16 protein-coding genes and 1 tRNA gene are annotated in these 15675 nt (G+C 42.7%); 9 read left to right on the top strand and 8 right to left on the bottom strand.

Going from position 1 to position 15675, the window contains the following annotated elements; genetic code table 11:
- Window positions 1–43 precede the first annotated feature (43 nt).
- Window positions 44–922: a hypothetical protein gene (locus B0I21_RS13030; protein WP_133640923.1), complete on the bottom strand. Its 879-nt coding sequence runs from the start codon at window positions 920–922 to the stop codon at window positions 44–46.
- Between the two features lie 290 nt (window positions 923–1212).
- Here B0I21_RS13030 and B0I21_RS13025 point away from each other — a divergent pair, with 290 nt between their 5' ends.
- Window positions 1213–1602: a DUF1398 domain-containing protein gene (locus tag B0I21_RS13025; protein WP_133640922.1), complete on the top strand. Its 390-nt coding sequence runs from the start codon at window positions 1213–1215 to the stop codon at window positions 1600–1602.
- A 48-nt stretch (window positions 1603–1650) separates the two neighbouring features.
- Window positions 1651–2562 (top strand): sugar phosphate isomerase/epimerase family protein, encoded by a 912-nt coding sequence (locus tag B0I21_RS13020; RefSeq protein ID WP_133640921.1) that lies wholly within the window; start codon window positions 1651–1653, stop codon window positions 2560–2562.
- A 102-nt stretch (window positions 2563–2664) separates the two neighbouring features.
- On the opposite strand, the gene B0I21_RS13015 is transcribed toward B0I21_RS13020, so the two are convergent.
- The 4 genes from B0I21_RS13015 to B0I21_RS13000 form a co-directional block, all read right to left on the bottom strand.
- Window positions 2665–3705, bottom strand: a complete 1041-nt coding sequence (locus B0I21_RS13015) for an MBL fold metallo-hydrolase (RefSeq protein WP_133640920.1) — start codon at window positions 3703–3705, stop codon at window positions 2665–2667.
- Between the two features lie 93 nt (window positions 3706–3798).
- Window positions 3799–4950: a serine hydrolase domain-containing protein gene (locus B0I21_RS13010; RefSeq protein WP_133640919.1), complete on the bottom strand. Its 1152-nt coding sequence runs from the start codon at window positions 4948–4950 to the stop codon at window positions 3799–3801.
- A gap of 712 nt (window positions 4951–5662) precedes the next feature.
- Window positions 5663–6394, bottom strand: coding sequence for a pirin family protein (locus B0I21_RS13005; RefSeq protein WP_133640918.1), 732 nt, complete (start codon window positions 6392–6394; stop codon window positions 5663–5665).
- Window positions 6395–6464: 70 nt separating this feature from the next.
- Window positions 6465–7040, bottom strand: coding sequence for an isochorismatase family protein (locus B0I21_RS13000; protein ID WP_133640917.1), 576 nt, complete (start codon window positions 7038–7040; stop codon window positions 6465–6467).
- 404 nt (window positions 7041–7444) lie between these two features.
- Between B0I21_RS13000 and B0I21_RS12995 the strand changes: the two genes are divergently transcribed.
- Window positions 7445–8023, top strand: coding sequence for a Crp/Fnr family transcriptional regulator (locus B0I21_RS12995; protein WP_133640916.1), 579 nt, complete (start codon window positions 7445–7447; stop codon window positions 8021–8023).
- A gap of 283 nt (window positions 8024–8306) precedes the next feature.
- On the opposite strand, the gene B0I21_RS12990 is transcribed toward B0I21_RS12995, so the two are convergent.
- Both B0I21_RS12990 and B0I21_RS12985 read right to left on the bottom strand, forming a co-directional pair.
- Window positions 8307–8379 (bottom strand) — tRNA-Lys (locus tag B0I21_RS12990).
- 282 nt (window positions 8380–8661) lie between these two features.
- Window positions 8662–10083, bottom strand: a complete 1422-nt coding sequence (locus tag B0I21_RS12985) for an RtcB family protein (protein WP_133640915.1) — start codon at window positions 10081–10083, stop codon at window positions 8662–8664.
- Between the two features lie 362 nt (window positions 10084–10445).
- Here B0I21_RS12985 and B0I21_RS12980 point away from each other — a divergent pair, with 362 nt between their 5' ends.
- From B0I21_RS12980 to B0I21_RS12960, 6 genes are all read left to right on the top strand, one after another.
- Complete coding sequence (locus tag B0I21_RS12980; RefSeq protein WP_133640914.1) at window positions 10446–11477, top strand: helix-turn-helix transcriptional regulator; 1032 nt, start codon at window positions 10446–10448, stop codon at window positions 11475–11477.
- A gap of 99 nt (window positions 11478–11576) precedes the next feature.
- Window positions 11577–12107, top strand: a complete 531-nt coding sequence (locus tag B0I21_RS12975; RefSeq protein ID WP_133640913.1) for a GNAT family N-acetyltransferase — start codon at window positions 11577–11579, stop codon at window positions 12105–12107.
- A gap of 284 nt (window positions 12108–12391) precedes the next feature.
- On the top strand, window positions 12392–12751 hold the full coding sequence (locus B0I21_RS12970; protein ID WP_133640912.1) for a DUF4345 family protein: 360 nt from the start codon (window positions 12392–12394) through the stop codon (window positions 12749–12751).
- Between the two features lie 421 nt (window positions 12752–13172).
- Window positions 13173–13826: an NAD-dependent epimerase/dehydratase family protein gene (locus tag B0I21_RS12965; protein WP_133640911.1), complete on the top strand. Its 654-nt coding sequence runs from the start codon at window positions 13173–13175 to the stop codon at window positions 13824–13826.
- 18 nt (window positions 13827–13844) lie between these two features.
- Window positions 13845–14177 (top strand): hypothetical protein, encoded by a 333-nt coding sequence (locus B0I21_RS20585; protein WP_394346360.1) that lies wholly within the window; start codon window positions 13845–13847, stop codon window positions 14175–14177.
- Window positions 14089–14478, top strand: coding sequence for an AAA family ATPase (locus B0I21_RS12960; protein WP_208292339.1), 390 nt, complete (start codon window positions 14089–14091; stop codon window positions 14476–14478). Before B0I21_RS20585 ends, B0I21_RS12960 begins: the two co-directional genes overlap by 89 nt.
- A 295-nt stretch (window positions 14479–14773) precedes the next feature.
- On the opposite strand, the gene B0I21_RS12955 is transcribed toward B0I21_RS12960, so the two are convergent.
- Window positions 14774–15673 (bottom strand): helix-turn-helix domain-containing protein, encoded by a 900-nt coding sequence (locus B0I21_RS12955; protein ID WP_133640910.1) that lies wholly within the window; start codon window positions 15671–15673, stop codon window positions 14774–14776.
- Window positions 15674–15675: the final 2 nt, after the last annotated feature.

The raw sequence follows: 15675 nt of genomic DNA, 5'->3' as shown, positions 1-15675 counted from the left end.
TCATGCACGTGCCAGATAACGATCGTAGTGACGTGCAAGATCGCTATTTAACATCTGCTAATTTAGTAAAACCTTTTCCGTCCCATAGAAATTTTTCTTCCTTTTTACGGATGCTGTAGTTTATCGCGGCGAATTCGTCGGTATTTTCTTGCGCTTCACCCTCTTCTATTACTTTGTAAATAACGTTGGCTTCCTTTTTGTGCTCTGCAGGAAAGAGCATAGACTCTTGGTAATAATAGACGCCCGCATCACTCACTACGTACCGCGATGGCAAATCAAAAAATTGAGCCCCATTCCATCCGGCGTAGTAATAATTCGTCGGAATACCACAAGCCTCTCCAGAGAAAGCAATACGGAAAATATGTTTTAGCCCCTTCAGGCCCATGTGTGGAAGAAGTTTGGCCTCCATAAAACTTTGCTCTGTATACGGCATTTCAATTTGGTGCTTGCCCAGAAGCGTGTTTTTTTCGTCGAGCAGTTTAACAGAGCACATATATCGATCTGGTTTTTTGTCATCGGCTGGGATAAAGCTGTCAAAACCATAGAGGTAAGCATTCCCTTGTCCATCCATCTTTTTCCCCAAAGCCAGTAACCCAATCCATATGAACCCCTTCTGAACGACATTGTCTTTTTTGTAGGCGACTTCATGCCATGGGGCGTAAAAACCTCTGACTTTGCTACCGCCGTAGGCTGGGCTTAAAATCGTGATCATCGTCCCGCATTGCAGGGAATCTAGTATCCTTCCCTTTAGATTTGGTTCATCTCTTAGGTAGGCATTGTCTGCGTAAATATAGGCCGTATCCCCTGCAGATAGCCACCAAATACTTTGTTCTTCAGCAAGCACATACGCGGCAGGCTGCTCTTGGCCTTTTCCAAAAAAGGGATGAAGAATCAAAAAGAGGTAGATAAATGCGTGTTTCATCTTATAGTCAAATCATGTTGTAGTAAAAGTAGCTTACAAATTTAACAGTTTTATATAGCTTGTTGTTTCCCTGAAAGCAGTGATATTTATTATTGTTGCTGATGAAGGTCGATATTTAGGGTAAAAAAAAAGGTTTTCAAACGGGGAGAATGAAAACCTTTAGCTAACCAATTATAAACCTAAATTATGATGATACAAATATAGTGTGTTTTATACACTAAGTCCAAATTTTTTTTAAAAAAAATCTATTTCTTTTTTCTATATTGACACAACAAATAACAAATAGGGATATGTTTACATTAAGCGATATAAAGGCCGCCCATGCAAAAGTTAAGTCGGGAGCTGATTTCCCTACCTATGTGCAGGATTTGATTTCTTTAGGCGTGTTATCCTATGAAACGTTCGTTGTGGATGGACATTCTATATACGTTGGCGCAGGAAACTATACCCAATTGGATCCAGCCACGTATGCGGGGCTCGCCTTATCGGATAGCTATACGGCGAATGCTTTCCATAGCGCACTGAAGGCACATCAGCGTGGTGATACCGATTATGCTACGTTTTGTGCCGATTGTGCGAACAGCGGCGTATATAAATGGATAATGGATTTACAAGCGCTAACATGTACCTATTATGACGTGAATGGAAATGATGTGCTGATGGAAAAAGTGCCACAGTAATTCCGTCGGTAAAAGAGTAAACAATAAAAAAACACAAAACAAATACATATGAAAATCAAATTTTTAGCAGCGTCTCTTTTGTTCGTGGGCATGGGGTTGATGGCGCAGGACAGCTTTGCGCAAGCAGCAAAGGCAAAAAAAGACATTGGATTACAATTGTATTCCGTGCGCAGCATGATGGGGAGTCATACCGATCCAAACGCCTACAACGCAAATTATTCGGCCGTATTAGAGAAATTGGCTAAGATGGGGTATACGGCTATCGAAGCGGCAGGATACCGCGAAGGTAAATTTTACAATACTACCCCCGAAGTTTTCAAGAAGAACGTAGAAAAGGCGGGTATGAAAGTTCTCTCTTCGCATGCCGCGAAGCCTTTGTCTAAAGAAGAGCTTGCCTCTGGAAATTTTTCCGAGTCTTTGGCCTGGTGGGAGACTACTATTTTAGCACACAAGGCTGCGGGGATGAAATATATCGTGACACCTTGGTTGGACGTTCCCAAAACCATGGCTGATCTTGCTACGGAATGTCGGTATTTGAATGAAATAGGCAAGCTTTGCCGCAAGCACGGCATCCAATATGGATACCACAATCATGCTCACGAATTTCAGAAAGTGGAAGATAAAGCCGTAATGCTTGACTATATGCTTGAAAATACCGATCCGGAAAATGTGTTTTTCGAAATGGATGTGTATTGGACAGTGATTGGCAAAGCAAGCCCGGTAGACTACTTTAAAAAATATCCAGGACGCTTTACTGCTCTACACATTAAAGACCACCGGGAAATAGGTCAAAGCGGTATGGTGGGCTTTGATGCGATTTTCAATAACACGGATGTAGCTGGTGTAAGACACATCTTTGTTGAAGTCGAAGAAGTTACAGGCGATTTGGAAACAGGGCTGAAGCAAAGTATCGACTACTTATTGGCTGCGCCATTCGTTAAAGCTACCTATGCTAAGTAAAAGGCTTTTCTTGCCATAAGCGTTTAGCGATGGCGTAAATTTAAAAATCCGTGTTGTTGCGCATCGTGCAACAGCCCGGATTTTTCACGTTGTAAGTAATCTCTAATGCGGTGTCCACCATTTGTCCCATTGCGTTTTGATATCCGACAGATCTACTTGTTCACCAATTTTCGGTGTCGCGATAGCGATCGATTCCGCTTCTGCTAAGGTGCTTACCTGCTCTAAGGGTTCGTACCAAGGGTGCTGCGCCAGTTTAAATTTGGAATGGTGTACTGGCATAAACGTTTTCGCATCCAAATCTTTTACCTCTTGAATTATTTCCGGAGGCAGAGAATGTATGTAGGGCCAGCGCTCATTGTATTGCCCGCACTCCAGTATGGCGAGGTCAAAAGGCCCAAATTTTTCGCCTATTGCTTTGAAATGCGGCCCGTAGCCACTGTCGCCGCCCAGAAACAACTTTTTATCCGGCGTTTGCAAGACGAACGATGTCCATAAGGAAATATTTCTGGTAAGAAACCGACCCGAAAAATGTCGGGCAGGCGTAAGGGTAATGTTGATGCCGGGTGCTACATCCACTTCTTCATACCAATTTTTTTCAACGATCTTCTCTGCCGGCCAGCCCCAATAGATAAAATGCTGTGCCACGCCCAAGCCACAGACGACTAGTTTGACCTTTTCTTTTAGTAAACGAATCGTTCCATAATCCAGATGATCCCAATGATCGTGACTGATCAGCAGCACATCGATTTCAGGCATGTCGCCCGCTTTGAATTCGTCGGCTCCAGCAAATGCCTTTACCGAGCCGAAAACGGGCGAAGCATTTCCGCTGAAAACCGGATCGACGAGGAACGTTTTGCCCGAAAGTTGCATGAAATAGGAGCTGTGGCCAAACCACACCAAGGTATCTTTGTCTCGTGGTAAACGGAAAAGATCTGTTTTCACATGGGGGAGCGGGGAGCGCGGTGTGGTATCCAAGTGTTTCCCGAAAAATTCCAAAAGGAGCTTCCCCATACTTTCGCCTTCCAATAGGGCCGGTGTGGGTATTTGATTTTGGAACTGTCCGTCTTTATAATTTTTGAGTGTTTTGAAATAGGCTTTTCGTTTCTGATCCGGAAACTGTCCAAACATCTTACTTAATTTCATGCGATACAAATGTCTTATTGGTACGGTAGACGGCTATGTTTGCCTTTTACTTTAAAAATAAGCATACTTTTTCGCAGACGAGCGTTCGACGACTTAGCGCACTGTGCTGCCCAACAATTGATAGGCATGGTCGATAAATTTATAAAAAGGTGATCCAGGTTGATTTTTTGGTTTTTTATCAAACTGGTGACCTAGCCGTACGACAATCAGCTCGTCTTCCGGGACCACAATGACAAACTGCCCCAAGTGCCCATCCATATAGAAGTAGGGCTTTCCATTGAAATTGCCCAGCCACCAGCTGTAGCCGTAGTTTTCGCCGTTTTCAAACCTAGGTTCTAGCGATTCCTCCACATATGCGCTAGGTAGCAGCTGTGTGCCCTTCCAGTTTCCCTTTTGAAGATATAGTTTGCCGAATCGAGCAAAGTCGAGCGCATTGCTTGCGAGGCAACAGTACGCTTTTTCAATACCATGTTTTTCGCTGTCCACTTGCCACAATGCCTTTTGTTCGGCACCCATGGGCTTCCAGAAATATTCGGAGAGAAGCTGGCTGAGCGATAGGCCAGTTGCACGCTGTATAGCGATGCCCAATAATTGGGTGTCGCCACTTTGGTAGCTGAATCGCTGGCCTGGCTTATTATCGATTGGCAATTCAGGCAGCACAGCTATTAGATTTTTGTCAAAATAGAGTTGGGTAACGATGGAAAACGGACTGTAGTAGCTTTCTTTCCATTTCATGCCGGAGCTCATACTTACCAAATCGCGGAACGTAACGGTTGCAGCGTACTTTCCGGCCAGTTCAGGAACAAAGTCGATGATCTTTTGATCCAGACTTTTAATTTTTCCGTCCGCTATGACCTTTCCCAGTATAGCTGAGACCACACTTTTTGCCATAGAGAATGAATTCGATTTGGAGTCACGGCCATATCCGTCAAAATAATGCTCCAAAACAATACTGTCTCGGTGTATGATGACGTAAGCGACGGACTTTTCCCGTTTATGAAATTGGATTACGCTATCTGGAAGCTGTATTTTCTGCGTTTTCTCTGCCCATGGCTGGGGAGCAGAAGTTTCGACGGTATGGTTATCGAAGTACACATAATCTGATAAGTATGCCGTCGTATGCCCATTGAAGTAGGTGACGCGCACGGCCTTTAAAATATAATCAACCTTGAAGACGTACGTTAAGGCGATGATGAAGAGGACGACTCCTGCTGTCCAGCCCAAAAATTTTAATACTGATCGCATAATTTCCCTGTTCCTAATAGATCTTTCAAGTCGCTGACATGCTGTATGCAGTTTTTTGAGGTAACGGCTGTAGTCCTCACGTTCTCCTGTTAGCTGTTTCCCCTTGCATTAGCGGAGGAAAGGTTTATGTTTTCCATATGCATATGCGCTGAAAATTTACCAGTGAACATACGCAATATTTTTGTATTTATGCATGATGAGGTTTATTTATTGGAACATCAACTGTTTCGTTGATACCAAACGTAGTGCTCTCAGCGTGAAGCAGATTTGCGAAGGGCAGCCTCTCGCTGCCCTAGTCAAGTTGCCTACAGGAGCCTATGAACAGAAAATGAGATTTTGTTCATTCCTATATGTATGCAGTTCGTAGCGAGGGAGAGCAGCCACTAGGATTTTAATAAAACTGTATAGAGCCCGATCAATTTATTCTTCACGTATAGGGGCTAAGGCTGCGCGAAGGTATTGCTTTTTGTGATCCCGCTGGGATATGTTCCGTCGCGCATCTCCGCACACAAGTCCCGAACGAGGGAGTTCGAACCCTTGGGGTCTCATCCCAGCGCACCATAAAAGCCCAACCTTTCGATTGAGCTTTTATGGTGGTGCACGCTGCGTTTTGAGCTTGTCCAAAAAAATTAGTAGGGACCAACTTCTACATGTTTTAGCAGCACATGCTTTGTGGTTTTAAATAGCTAAAGATTCAACAGGTGGAAAAAACTTATAAAGCGAGTTTGTTTCCACTAAACATCCCTTCATCGCTGTACTGTGCATCTTTTTTTATCTCGAACAGGATCAGATCACTGTCGGATATTGCTTTGATAAATACATTATCTTCCAGAAATACGCTGTCACCTTTTGTAAGTAATTCATTTCCGATCTCAATATTTCCGTTAAAACAATAAAGAAAGTAAACACTATCATCCTTGTTATCCGGAATTTCAATGGAGGTGTTTTCACGTAATCTGACATCAGAAATATTCGTATCAACCCGCAATGTTAATGGTGCATCGGGATGGTTTCCTGCAATAAGTCTCCAAGCGTTTTCACTATAAACATTGGCAAATTGATGGAACTGAACCATTGGCGGCAAATATCGTTCAGAGGGTCGCATAAAGATCTGTAGCATTTCTACATCTTCTTCAGCACGTTCTTCGTGTGAAATGCCGCTGCCGGCATTCATGAGCATCATATACCGATTGTTAAGGTGCTCTTCCTGTCCTGTGCTGTCTCGATGAACCATCTTACCCGAACGCATATAAGAGAGTATTTCATCATCCCGATGAGGATGCATGGGAACTAGCCCAGGAGGCTTGAATGATGCGTGGTCAATTCGCCCGATGGACAAAAAGCCAGTATCTTTATTATTCAATTTTGTTCCCGGGTATACTATACTTATCTGAAAAAGATGATTCCCATGGGTGTGCTTTTCTGAAGCTCTGATGATTTTCATAACCTGTTTTTTAATTAAAGCAAAAGATGCGCGTTGTTAAACAATGAGAGGGTAATGTTCCAACCTTATTTTATTGATAGTTTAAAATTCCAATCAATTTTTGTCCGTTCGGACTTGTCCAGTCGATTGCCAGCTCGGAGATAATCTGATCTACCGTTGTGATCACTGCTCCTGCTTGTCTCATTCTTTCTAGTGCCAAGTTATCACCGTACTGGGTGTAAGACGCCGATGCATCGGCAGAAACTTGAACGTCATAGCCTTCATCTAACATTTGTAAGACGGGAAACGTAACACAGATCTCCGTTGTAATCCCAGCCACAAATAGCTTTTTCCTACCTACGGCTTTTACAGCATTATTGAAACCTTGGTGATGCATCGCGTTTACGATTCCTGGTCTTTTAACACGTGCTTCATAAGCCTCGGGTAAAATTTCCTTTAACTCGTCAATGAGCGGTCCTTGCGCATGATCTTCCATGCTTGATGTTAGAATCACGGGTAAATTGAGCGCTTTTGCAATTTTCGCCAGTTTAATAGTGTTTTGCTTCACTAAATTGATGTCATGCGAATGTGTCCAAGCCATTGTTCCTACTTGATGATCAATAAGCAGCATGGCTGCGTTTTCTGGGGTGAATGCCTTTGTGTGCATAATAAATGTTTTTAAATTAATATTATTTTGTTTATGTACATCAGCTTGATGATTGCTTAATGTGTAAAACAAAATTACGTGGAATGGTTTTACTTGGACGTTGATATTTGACACAAAAAAACAGTGATAAATGTCAATTGTAGAAATTAATTTGCATTTATCGCCTTACTCGTTTATCTCATGCTCCATTGTTTGTTTTTATACGGGCCACTTACGTAGTGCAAGATCGCCAGGTTTTCATGGTAGACACTATTCCTTCCTTCCGGTAACGATAGGCTGCTTAGCTGTTCATCATTGCGGGGCGCTTCGAGCAGTCTCTATCTACTCGTAGAAATATTCAGCTTCAATAGTGAAAAAATTTTAAATTTGATAGATTGCGTGCCTTAACAGCTTTCAAAAAACAGATGTACAAACCACTTTTTGATTATATCGAACGTTATAGCGATTCAAGTCTTTCATCGGAAGAAAAAGAACAGATCGAGTCGCTGCTCGTGCCTAAAAAACTAAGAAAGAAACAATATTTTCTGGAAGAGGGCAATGTTTGTCTCTATACAGGCTTTATATTAAAGGGAGCTATCCGGCAGTTTAGTATAGATAGTCATGGCATTGAATACATTCTTCAACTGGCTACAGAAAACTGGTGGATCGTTGACCGGCAAAGTTTTATCAACCAAACCCCGTCAAAATATTATATCGAAGCTTGGGAGAACACAGAATTGTTGGTTTTTCCTAGACATAACCTTGATTCTTTCTTAGCGATTCCGAGCGTGAAAGCAACATTTTGGAAAATGAGTGAAAACAATCATATTGCTTTGCAAAGCCGGGTTGACGATTCGATAAGCCTCAGTGCGCTGGAACGTTACGAAAGTTTCGTCGACCGTCATCCGGACATGATTCAACGCTTTCCGCTGCACCAGATCGCTTCCTATTTGGGAATATCAAGGGAAACATTGAGTAGGATTCGGAAAAAGAGCTTGCGCTAGCTTAGGTCTTCTTTTCTATAAGAATCTTCAAATTGATCCCGCTGGGATATGTTCCGTCGCGCATCCCCGTACACAAGTCCGGAACGAGGGAGTTCGAACCCTTGGGTTCTCATCCCAGCGCACAAAAAAAGCCCAATCTTTCGATTGAGCTTTTTTTGTGATCCCGCTGGGATATGTTCCGTCGCGCATCCCCGCACACAAGTCCGGAACGAGGGAGTTCGAACCCTTGGGTTCTCATCCCAGCGCACAAAAAAAGCCCAATCTTTCGATTGAGCTTTTTTTGTGATCCCGCTGGGATTCGAACCCAGGACCCATACATTAAAAGTGTATTGCTCTACCAGCTGAGCTACAGAATCGGTTAAATCTGGAAGAATAATCTTCCGTTGTTTAAAGTGATGCAAAGGTAGAAAAAATATGGTTTATGACAAATAAAAACTAGTTTATTTTTGTGTTTAATAATGTATTTGTTGATTATCAGCGGGATAAAATGGTGCGTGATCCAACTTTATTGCATAGATAAAAAGATACATTATCCACGTATCCCCATTTTTGTTAAACTTGCGGCATAGAAAAGCCGCAACGGTCATTGCGGCTTATTATGGTTCATTGTTGAGTAATGATTTTGTATAGTACTTGAATCAATCTTCCCTGGACCCATCATCGGCCATGCGGACGATTTTTGGGGAGAATGTGGCCACGACGTCCACTAAATCAACCTGCGCTGCCATAACCGTATGTATATCCTTATACGCCATCGGCGCCTCATCCATTCCCGCACCAAGCAAGGTAATGCCGTGGTCACGAAGCATCTGTTTTAAATCGGAATCAGCCAGTGTCTTGATGGCCTGCGTGCGGCTCATCAAGCGGCCAGCGCCATGCGAGGCGGAGTTTATCGCAAGCTCTTCTCCTTTTCCGCGAACTAAAAACCCCGGTGTGGCCATTGATCCTGGAATAATTCCCATCGTATCTTTACCAGCGGGCGTCGCTCCCTTGCGGTGAACAATAACCTCCTCGCCTTCAAACTGCTCTTTCCAGGCAAAGTTGTGGTGGTTCTCTATTTTCGCCAATAACCCAGCACCCAGGCCTCGCTTTATTTTCTCATGAATCACCTCATGGCATGCAGAAGCATAATCGCCTGCCAAATTCATCGCCAACCAATATTCTTGGCCTTCTTCCGTATGCAGATCCAAGTAAGCCAGATTTTGTGCCTGATAGGGGAGGCGGCAGATCGCTTTGGCTAGCTTGGTATAATGGTCGGCGATGGTAGCCCCCAGGCCACGAGAACCAGAATGTGATAGCAACGCTAAATATCTGCCACGCTCAACGCCTAAGGATTCATCTTTCTCGGTAAATTCCATTATGCCAAACTCCACGAAGTGATTTCCACCGCCCGACGAACCTAACTGCGTCCAGGCTTTATCTTTTAATGAACGAATTAAGGCATGGGTTTTGAATAGCGGATTATCTAAAACTGCATGATCCATACGCTCCTGTTTTAGATAACCTTTCCCGGCCCCGAAGCGCGTGTTGCTCATTAAGATCTCTTTCAACTTATCGTGGTTGGCCTCCAAATAGCTGGCCGGTAAGTCGAACACGGACAGTGCCATCCGACAGCCGATATCGACACCCACACCATATGGTATAATGGCGTTCTGTGTGGCTAGTACACCGCCAATGGGCAAACCGTAACCTTGGTGCGCATCGGGCATCAAGGCGCCGGCTACCGTTATGGGAAGCGTCATGGCGATATCCATCTGTTTTTTTGCACCTTCTTCAATCTGCGCTTCGCCGTAAACGGTGTAAGAAACCGGAGATTCTTTCAAAGCAATCGTTTCCCGAGCCATGCTGTCTATGTTCAAAAGTACCTCTGCCAATGGCCTGAATATCTTGTCGGCGACATAGCTTTCAGGATTTTCGAGCACATTTTTGAAGTTGGCTAACATCTCGTCCCGGCTAAATCCCAGTCTTTTTTTATTGATCTTGAGTGCCACACCCATGGCATGATTCTCTTTATATCCCAAGGCCATCAAATCGTTGCCGTTGATTCTTTTATTTTCCATTGTTTTATGTATTGTAAAGTTGCGTTCTTATATGTGTAAGTTGTCCCTTGCGCATCTTCACTGTTGTCATCTAAAATCACGCATTCGAACGCCACACCTCGTGGTTGCTTTAAAAAACCAGTGGCATCTTTACGGTGTGGGGCATTCCCATACCCGACAATACAAAGGTGCTATCTCTACTGCGCAGCTGTTTTGCGTAATCGAATGTATTTTGGATGATTACTTGTAATCATCTGATATAAAGATTTTTAAATTTAATTATCTTGCACAGATCAGTGGATTTAAATATTAGTACGCAGATGCTTTGCGTAGTTTGCCGTAAAGTGATTACCTTTAGCGTGCAACTTTTAATAGAATAAGGTATGTCTATCAATAAACTTGCGCTAATTCGGTACAAAATCATTGACGACTGTCTTCGGCAAACACACCGAAAATGGACGTTGGATGATCTTATCGGAAAGGTTGCTGACGGTTTGTATGAATTGGAGGGTATCCATAATGGGGTTTCGAAACGAACCATACAGGGCGATATCCAAATCATGCGTAGTAATAAGTTAGGATACAATGCGCCCATCACCGTGTTGAAGCGAAAATTTTACACGTATGAAGATCCTGGGTATTCCATCAGTAATTCGCCGCTATCGGATAGCGATATGTCCAAGATGAAAGAAGCGGTGGATATTTTAAAGCATTTGAATGGATTTTCTTATTTCGATGAAATGAGCGATATGATCGCTAGGCTAGAAAATAATCTATCCAAAAGCGAGGATAAGACAGTTTCCTGCATACAAATGGAAAGTAATAAGCTGCTAAAGGGGCTGAACTGGATAACGACTTTGCATAAGGCGATACGCGAAAAGACGCCGCTATTGATCACGTATCGATCTTTCAAGTCCAAGTCAGCTCAAGATGGCGTGTACTTCCCGTACTTATTAAAAGAATACAGGAATAGGTGGTTCTTGATCTGTAAACCCAAGAAAGGGAAGATGTTGGCTACACTAGCTCTTGATCGTATGGAAGATATCGCTGAAATGAGTAAGTTTGGTTTTGTCGATTACAACGGCGTCGATTTCGACCGTTACTATGCAGATACCATCGGCGTTACCAAATCGGAGAAGGATCGGGGACAGCGGGTTATTTTACAGGTTGATAAGCACAATGCACCCTATGTGTTAACCAAGCCTATACACGCCTCACAGCAGCTTTTAAAAACCGCCGAGGACGGGAGTATTTTGATACGTTTGGATGTTGTGTTGAACTTTGAACTAGAACGGGAAATACTTGGCTTCGGTGAATGCATAGAAGTGCTAGTTCCAAAAGGATTGAAGGAACAGATTAAGCGTAGAGCGTATAAGATGCTGCAGAAATATACTGATTCCGCAGTGGATTGCTGATGGCTGCCACATGATGTCAGCCATGTCAGCATTCCATAATACGTATTCAAAGTGGCTATAAACAATAAAAATTCTAGGATACAATAAATCCTTTTACGAATGGAAAATATTGAAATAACGAAGGTTGTAGAAAGCGAAATTCTGCAATTACAAACTATCGCCAAGGAAACGTTCTATCAGACATTCTCTGACAGCAATACCGAGGAGAATATGCGAGAATACTTAGATAATGGCTTTTCAATTGACAAAGTTTCTGCTGAACTCAATAACGAAAGCTCTGCATTTTATTTCGCAAAACTTGGCGAAAAAGTCATCGGCTACCTTAAACTGAACGTTGGCCAGTCACAAACAGAGATACAAGACAACGACGCACTTGAAATTGAGCGAATTTATGTGCTGAACGAATTTCATGGTAAGAAAGTTGGACAAATGCTTTATAAGAAGGCCATCGACATCGCTAAACAACAACATGCCACTTACGTATGGTTAGGCGTTTGGGAGGGAAACCCAAGAGCGATTAGTTTTTACAAGAAAAACGGATTCGTGGAATTTGACAAACACATTTTCAAACTTGGGAAGGATGAACAAACGGATATTATGATGAAAATGAGTTTAATTAACTATACTTGATTACAGGCTATTGTTTAAAATTTAAATAGATATCATCCTCAGCTCGACGATGAAATTGATGCATGCTAAACGCCCTTATTTGGAGGATGACGTTTATGACTTTTTAACGGATCAAATTTGTGTTTATTACGCAAAAAGCAACGGCCAAACGATAGACGCGAAGCCTGAAAAAAAATGGTGGAAATTTTGGTAAAAAGTAGGGCTTGATGTAAGTGGTTGATCACTTTACGAAATAACATAGCAACAACAGCTTGCTCATAGTAAATGCTTTTAAATCTATTGTCATGCATATAATCTTAAAAATAGCAGGGTTTCTGTTTCTTCTTCTTGGAATCATCTTCACATTAAAACCGGAGTTGCTGGATAAGTTTCCTGCCTCCATTACCCCTTATGAGATCATCGAAAAAAGAGTGAAATGGGGCCTTTTGATGGGTTTGGGAATATTTGTTTTATATCAAACAGACTGGACATCATGGCGGCTTATTGCAACAGCATTGCTTGCTACGTTGACATTGGGGATTATCATAGCCAGGTTAACGGGCTTTGTTCTCGACGGATTTTTTATAAAACAGTTGTGGTGGCTACTGATCGAACTGGTTGTTTTGCTTTTATTTGGTTTTTTGCATTGGAAGCAGCGGACTTAAACACCCGCTCGGTTGGATAAGCTTTGCGTGAGGGATAGAAGCGGCATCCTTTTGTGCCGCTTTGGCGGAACAAAAGATATAGCGGATAGCCCGACCCGCTTGCATGGCGCGTGTTGGCTTTGCGTGTGGAAACCATGCAAAGGGACACGCCCAAATAAGATGTAGTAGGTAATCGTCAAATAAAAAATATTGCCTCTGTAACGAAGGCTAAACCATTTTTATTTTCGAGATTTGATTGAGAGACGGTTTAAAATTTATCTACTCGTTTTTTTGAGACTTTCTTTTGGCTGCAGCTCGGTTAAATTCTTCGAGGGAGCGATCTGCTGTCTCTGCAAAATTTTCCCCGGTTCGTTCTCATGATAGACTGTAAAAAAATATCAGCATGTATAACTTAAACAGGTTCTTATTCATCTATTGAAATATGAAGGTAATCATAACAGGCGCCACGGGAATGGTCGGCGAAGGTGTTTTATTTGAGTGTTTAGACAATACCGCGGTATCTGAAGTATTGATCATTGGTCGAAGAAGCTACGGAATGCAGCATGCTAAACTTAGGGAACTCATCGTGAAAGACTTTTCTGAAATTAATGATCATTCGGATGTCTTGAGTCGATATGACGGTTGCTTTTTTTGTGCTGGCGTTAGTTCGCTGGGCGAGAATGAGGAAAGTTTTACCAGAAAGACGTTTGATTTTGTTGTGCCATTTGCTGCTTCCCTTGCTAAAATCAATCCTGGACTCACCTTTATCTATGTGTCTGGAAACCGTACAGACAGCACGGAGAAAGGCAGCGTGATGTGGGCTAGAGTGAAGGGGCGCACTGAAAATACATTGATGAAGTTACCGTTTAAAGGGCAGTATAACTTCCGTCCGGCGATTATGAAAGGTTTCAAAGGCCAGAAAAACGTGAAGACGTTATACAAGATCATGGGGCCGCTGCTGGCGCCTTTTTTATCTGCCAAAACGCTTAAACTTTCGGATGTTGGGAAGGCGATGATCCACGCTGTTGCGAGCGGTTATCCAACGCAAATTCTAGAGGTGGAGGATATCTTAATATTGGCGAAACGGGGGCACTAAATTTATGACCAAGCTGATATGGAAACCCGGAAGTTAGCGTATAAATATATGACCTCGCCGTTGGGTACAATAAGACTGATTGCGTCAGACGCGGGGCTTGCCGCTATTTTGTGGGAAGGGAAAGATCTTCAACGAACGAAGCTTTCTGATCCTGTCAAGAATGATCAGCATCCTTTACTATTGCCCCAAATGCTCCGGATAGGGATCAGCGTTTCGATCAGCACAGCTAAATATCCTTCAGCAACACAAGTTTTAAACATCCATGAGCATAAAAACAATAAAAGAACATTTCCATGTAATAACTGGCGGCCCCGGCGTTGGCAAAACAACGCTAATCAAAAGTCTGCATGATTGCGGATTTCGAATCGTTGACGAAGATGCAAGACGAATCATAAAAAATGAAATGCAAGCAAAAGGCGAGGGGTTACCTTGGAAAAGTAAACAACGGTATGCGGCGCTTATGCTTCAAGCATCTATAGAAAGTTTTCTGGCGGTGGTGGCTAGTCGAGAATCAAATCCTACTTTCTTTGATCGCGGATTGTTAGATGCTATTTGCTACATGAGAATGGAGCAAATGCCGATTTCAGAAGAAGTAATCGAACTGACGAAAAAGTATGTTTACGATACCGATGTTTTTATGCTTCCCCCTTGAAAAGAGATTTATGAGACGGATGCTGAACGAAAGCAAAACTGGGATGAAGCTGAGCATACGTTCGAAATGATGAAAGCAACGTATCTTGAATTCGGCTACAACATCATCATGGTTCCAAAATCCAATACCACGGAACGGGTGAAGTTTATTCTCCAACATATTCAGGATAAACGCTTAAAATAAGATGGTTATGTTCCCATCGATATAAGTCGGACTATTCGGATGGATAGCAAATTTCGAAGTGTAGCGCGCTTCAAATAGGCCTTGCTATCGATCGCATGGAGGAATATCTCGATTAGGCAGTAAATGCTTGGCGGAATTCGAGGGGCGACAAACTTGTTTTCTTCTTAAATAGCGTGCTGAACGACTGGGCATGTTCAAAGCCAAGCCCATACGCAATTTCACTCACCGACAAATTTGTAGTAGAAAGTTTTTCTTTCGCTTTTTCGATCAGCCGCTGGTGGATATGCTGCTGCGTACTTTGCCCGGTATGCATGCGGAGTAGATCGCTTAGGTAATTTGGAGACAAGCTCATCTTTTCAGCTATGCGTTGTACCGTCAAGAGTTGCGGTTGCGAGGTCTCAACGCTTTGGAAATATTCGTCTACGAGGCGTTCAAATTTGGTGAGCAATTGATGGTTGTGGTTTTTCCGGGTGATAAATTGCCGCTCATAAAATCGATTGGAATAATGGAGCAACAATTCGATCTGTGCCAAAATAATTTCCTGCGTATATTTATCAATATGCAAGCATTCTTTATCGATCTTATTCAAAATAGCAAGGAGATCATCTTCCTCTTCGGCAGAAAGATGAAGGGCTTCGCTAACCGCGTAAGAGAAGAACGTGTAACGGTTAATGCTAGCTGCTAGGGGATGGGCGAGTAAAAAGTCAGGATGGAAAATAAGTAAATAGCCTGATCCGCACTCAACACTATTCAGATCAAGATATTGAACCTGATTTGGAGCTGTAAAACTCAGCACTCCCTTATCATAATCGTAATGTTGCTGGCCATATCGTATTTTACCTTTGGCCTCTCTCTTCAGGGCCACACAATAAAAGCTATTCACAAATCCTTTCCACACATCATCTTCCAAAAAAATACTCTCCGCAAGGTTGATCACACTTACCAAAGGGTGGCGTGGCTCGGGTAAGGAGAGCAGGCGGTGAAATTCTGATACGGATCGGATAGCGTTCATAC

The sequence above is a fragment of the Sphingobacterium paludis genome, from assembly GCF_004364125.1.
GTDB classification, from domain to species: Bacteria; Bacteroidota; Bacteroidia; order Sphingobacteriales; family Sphingobacteriaceae; genus Sphingobacterium; species Sphingobacterium paludis.
This window is presented reverse-complemented; position numbering and strand designations above follow the sequence as displayed.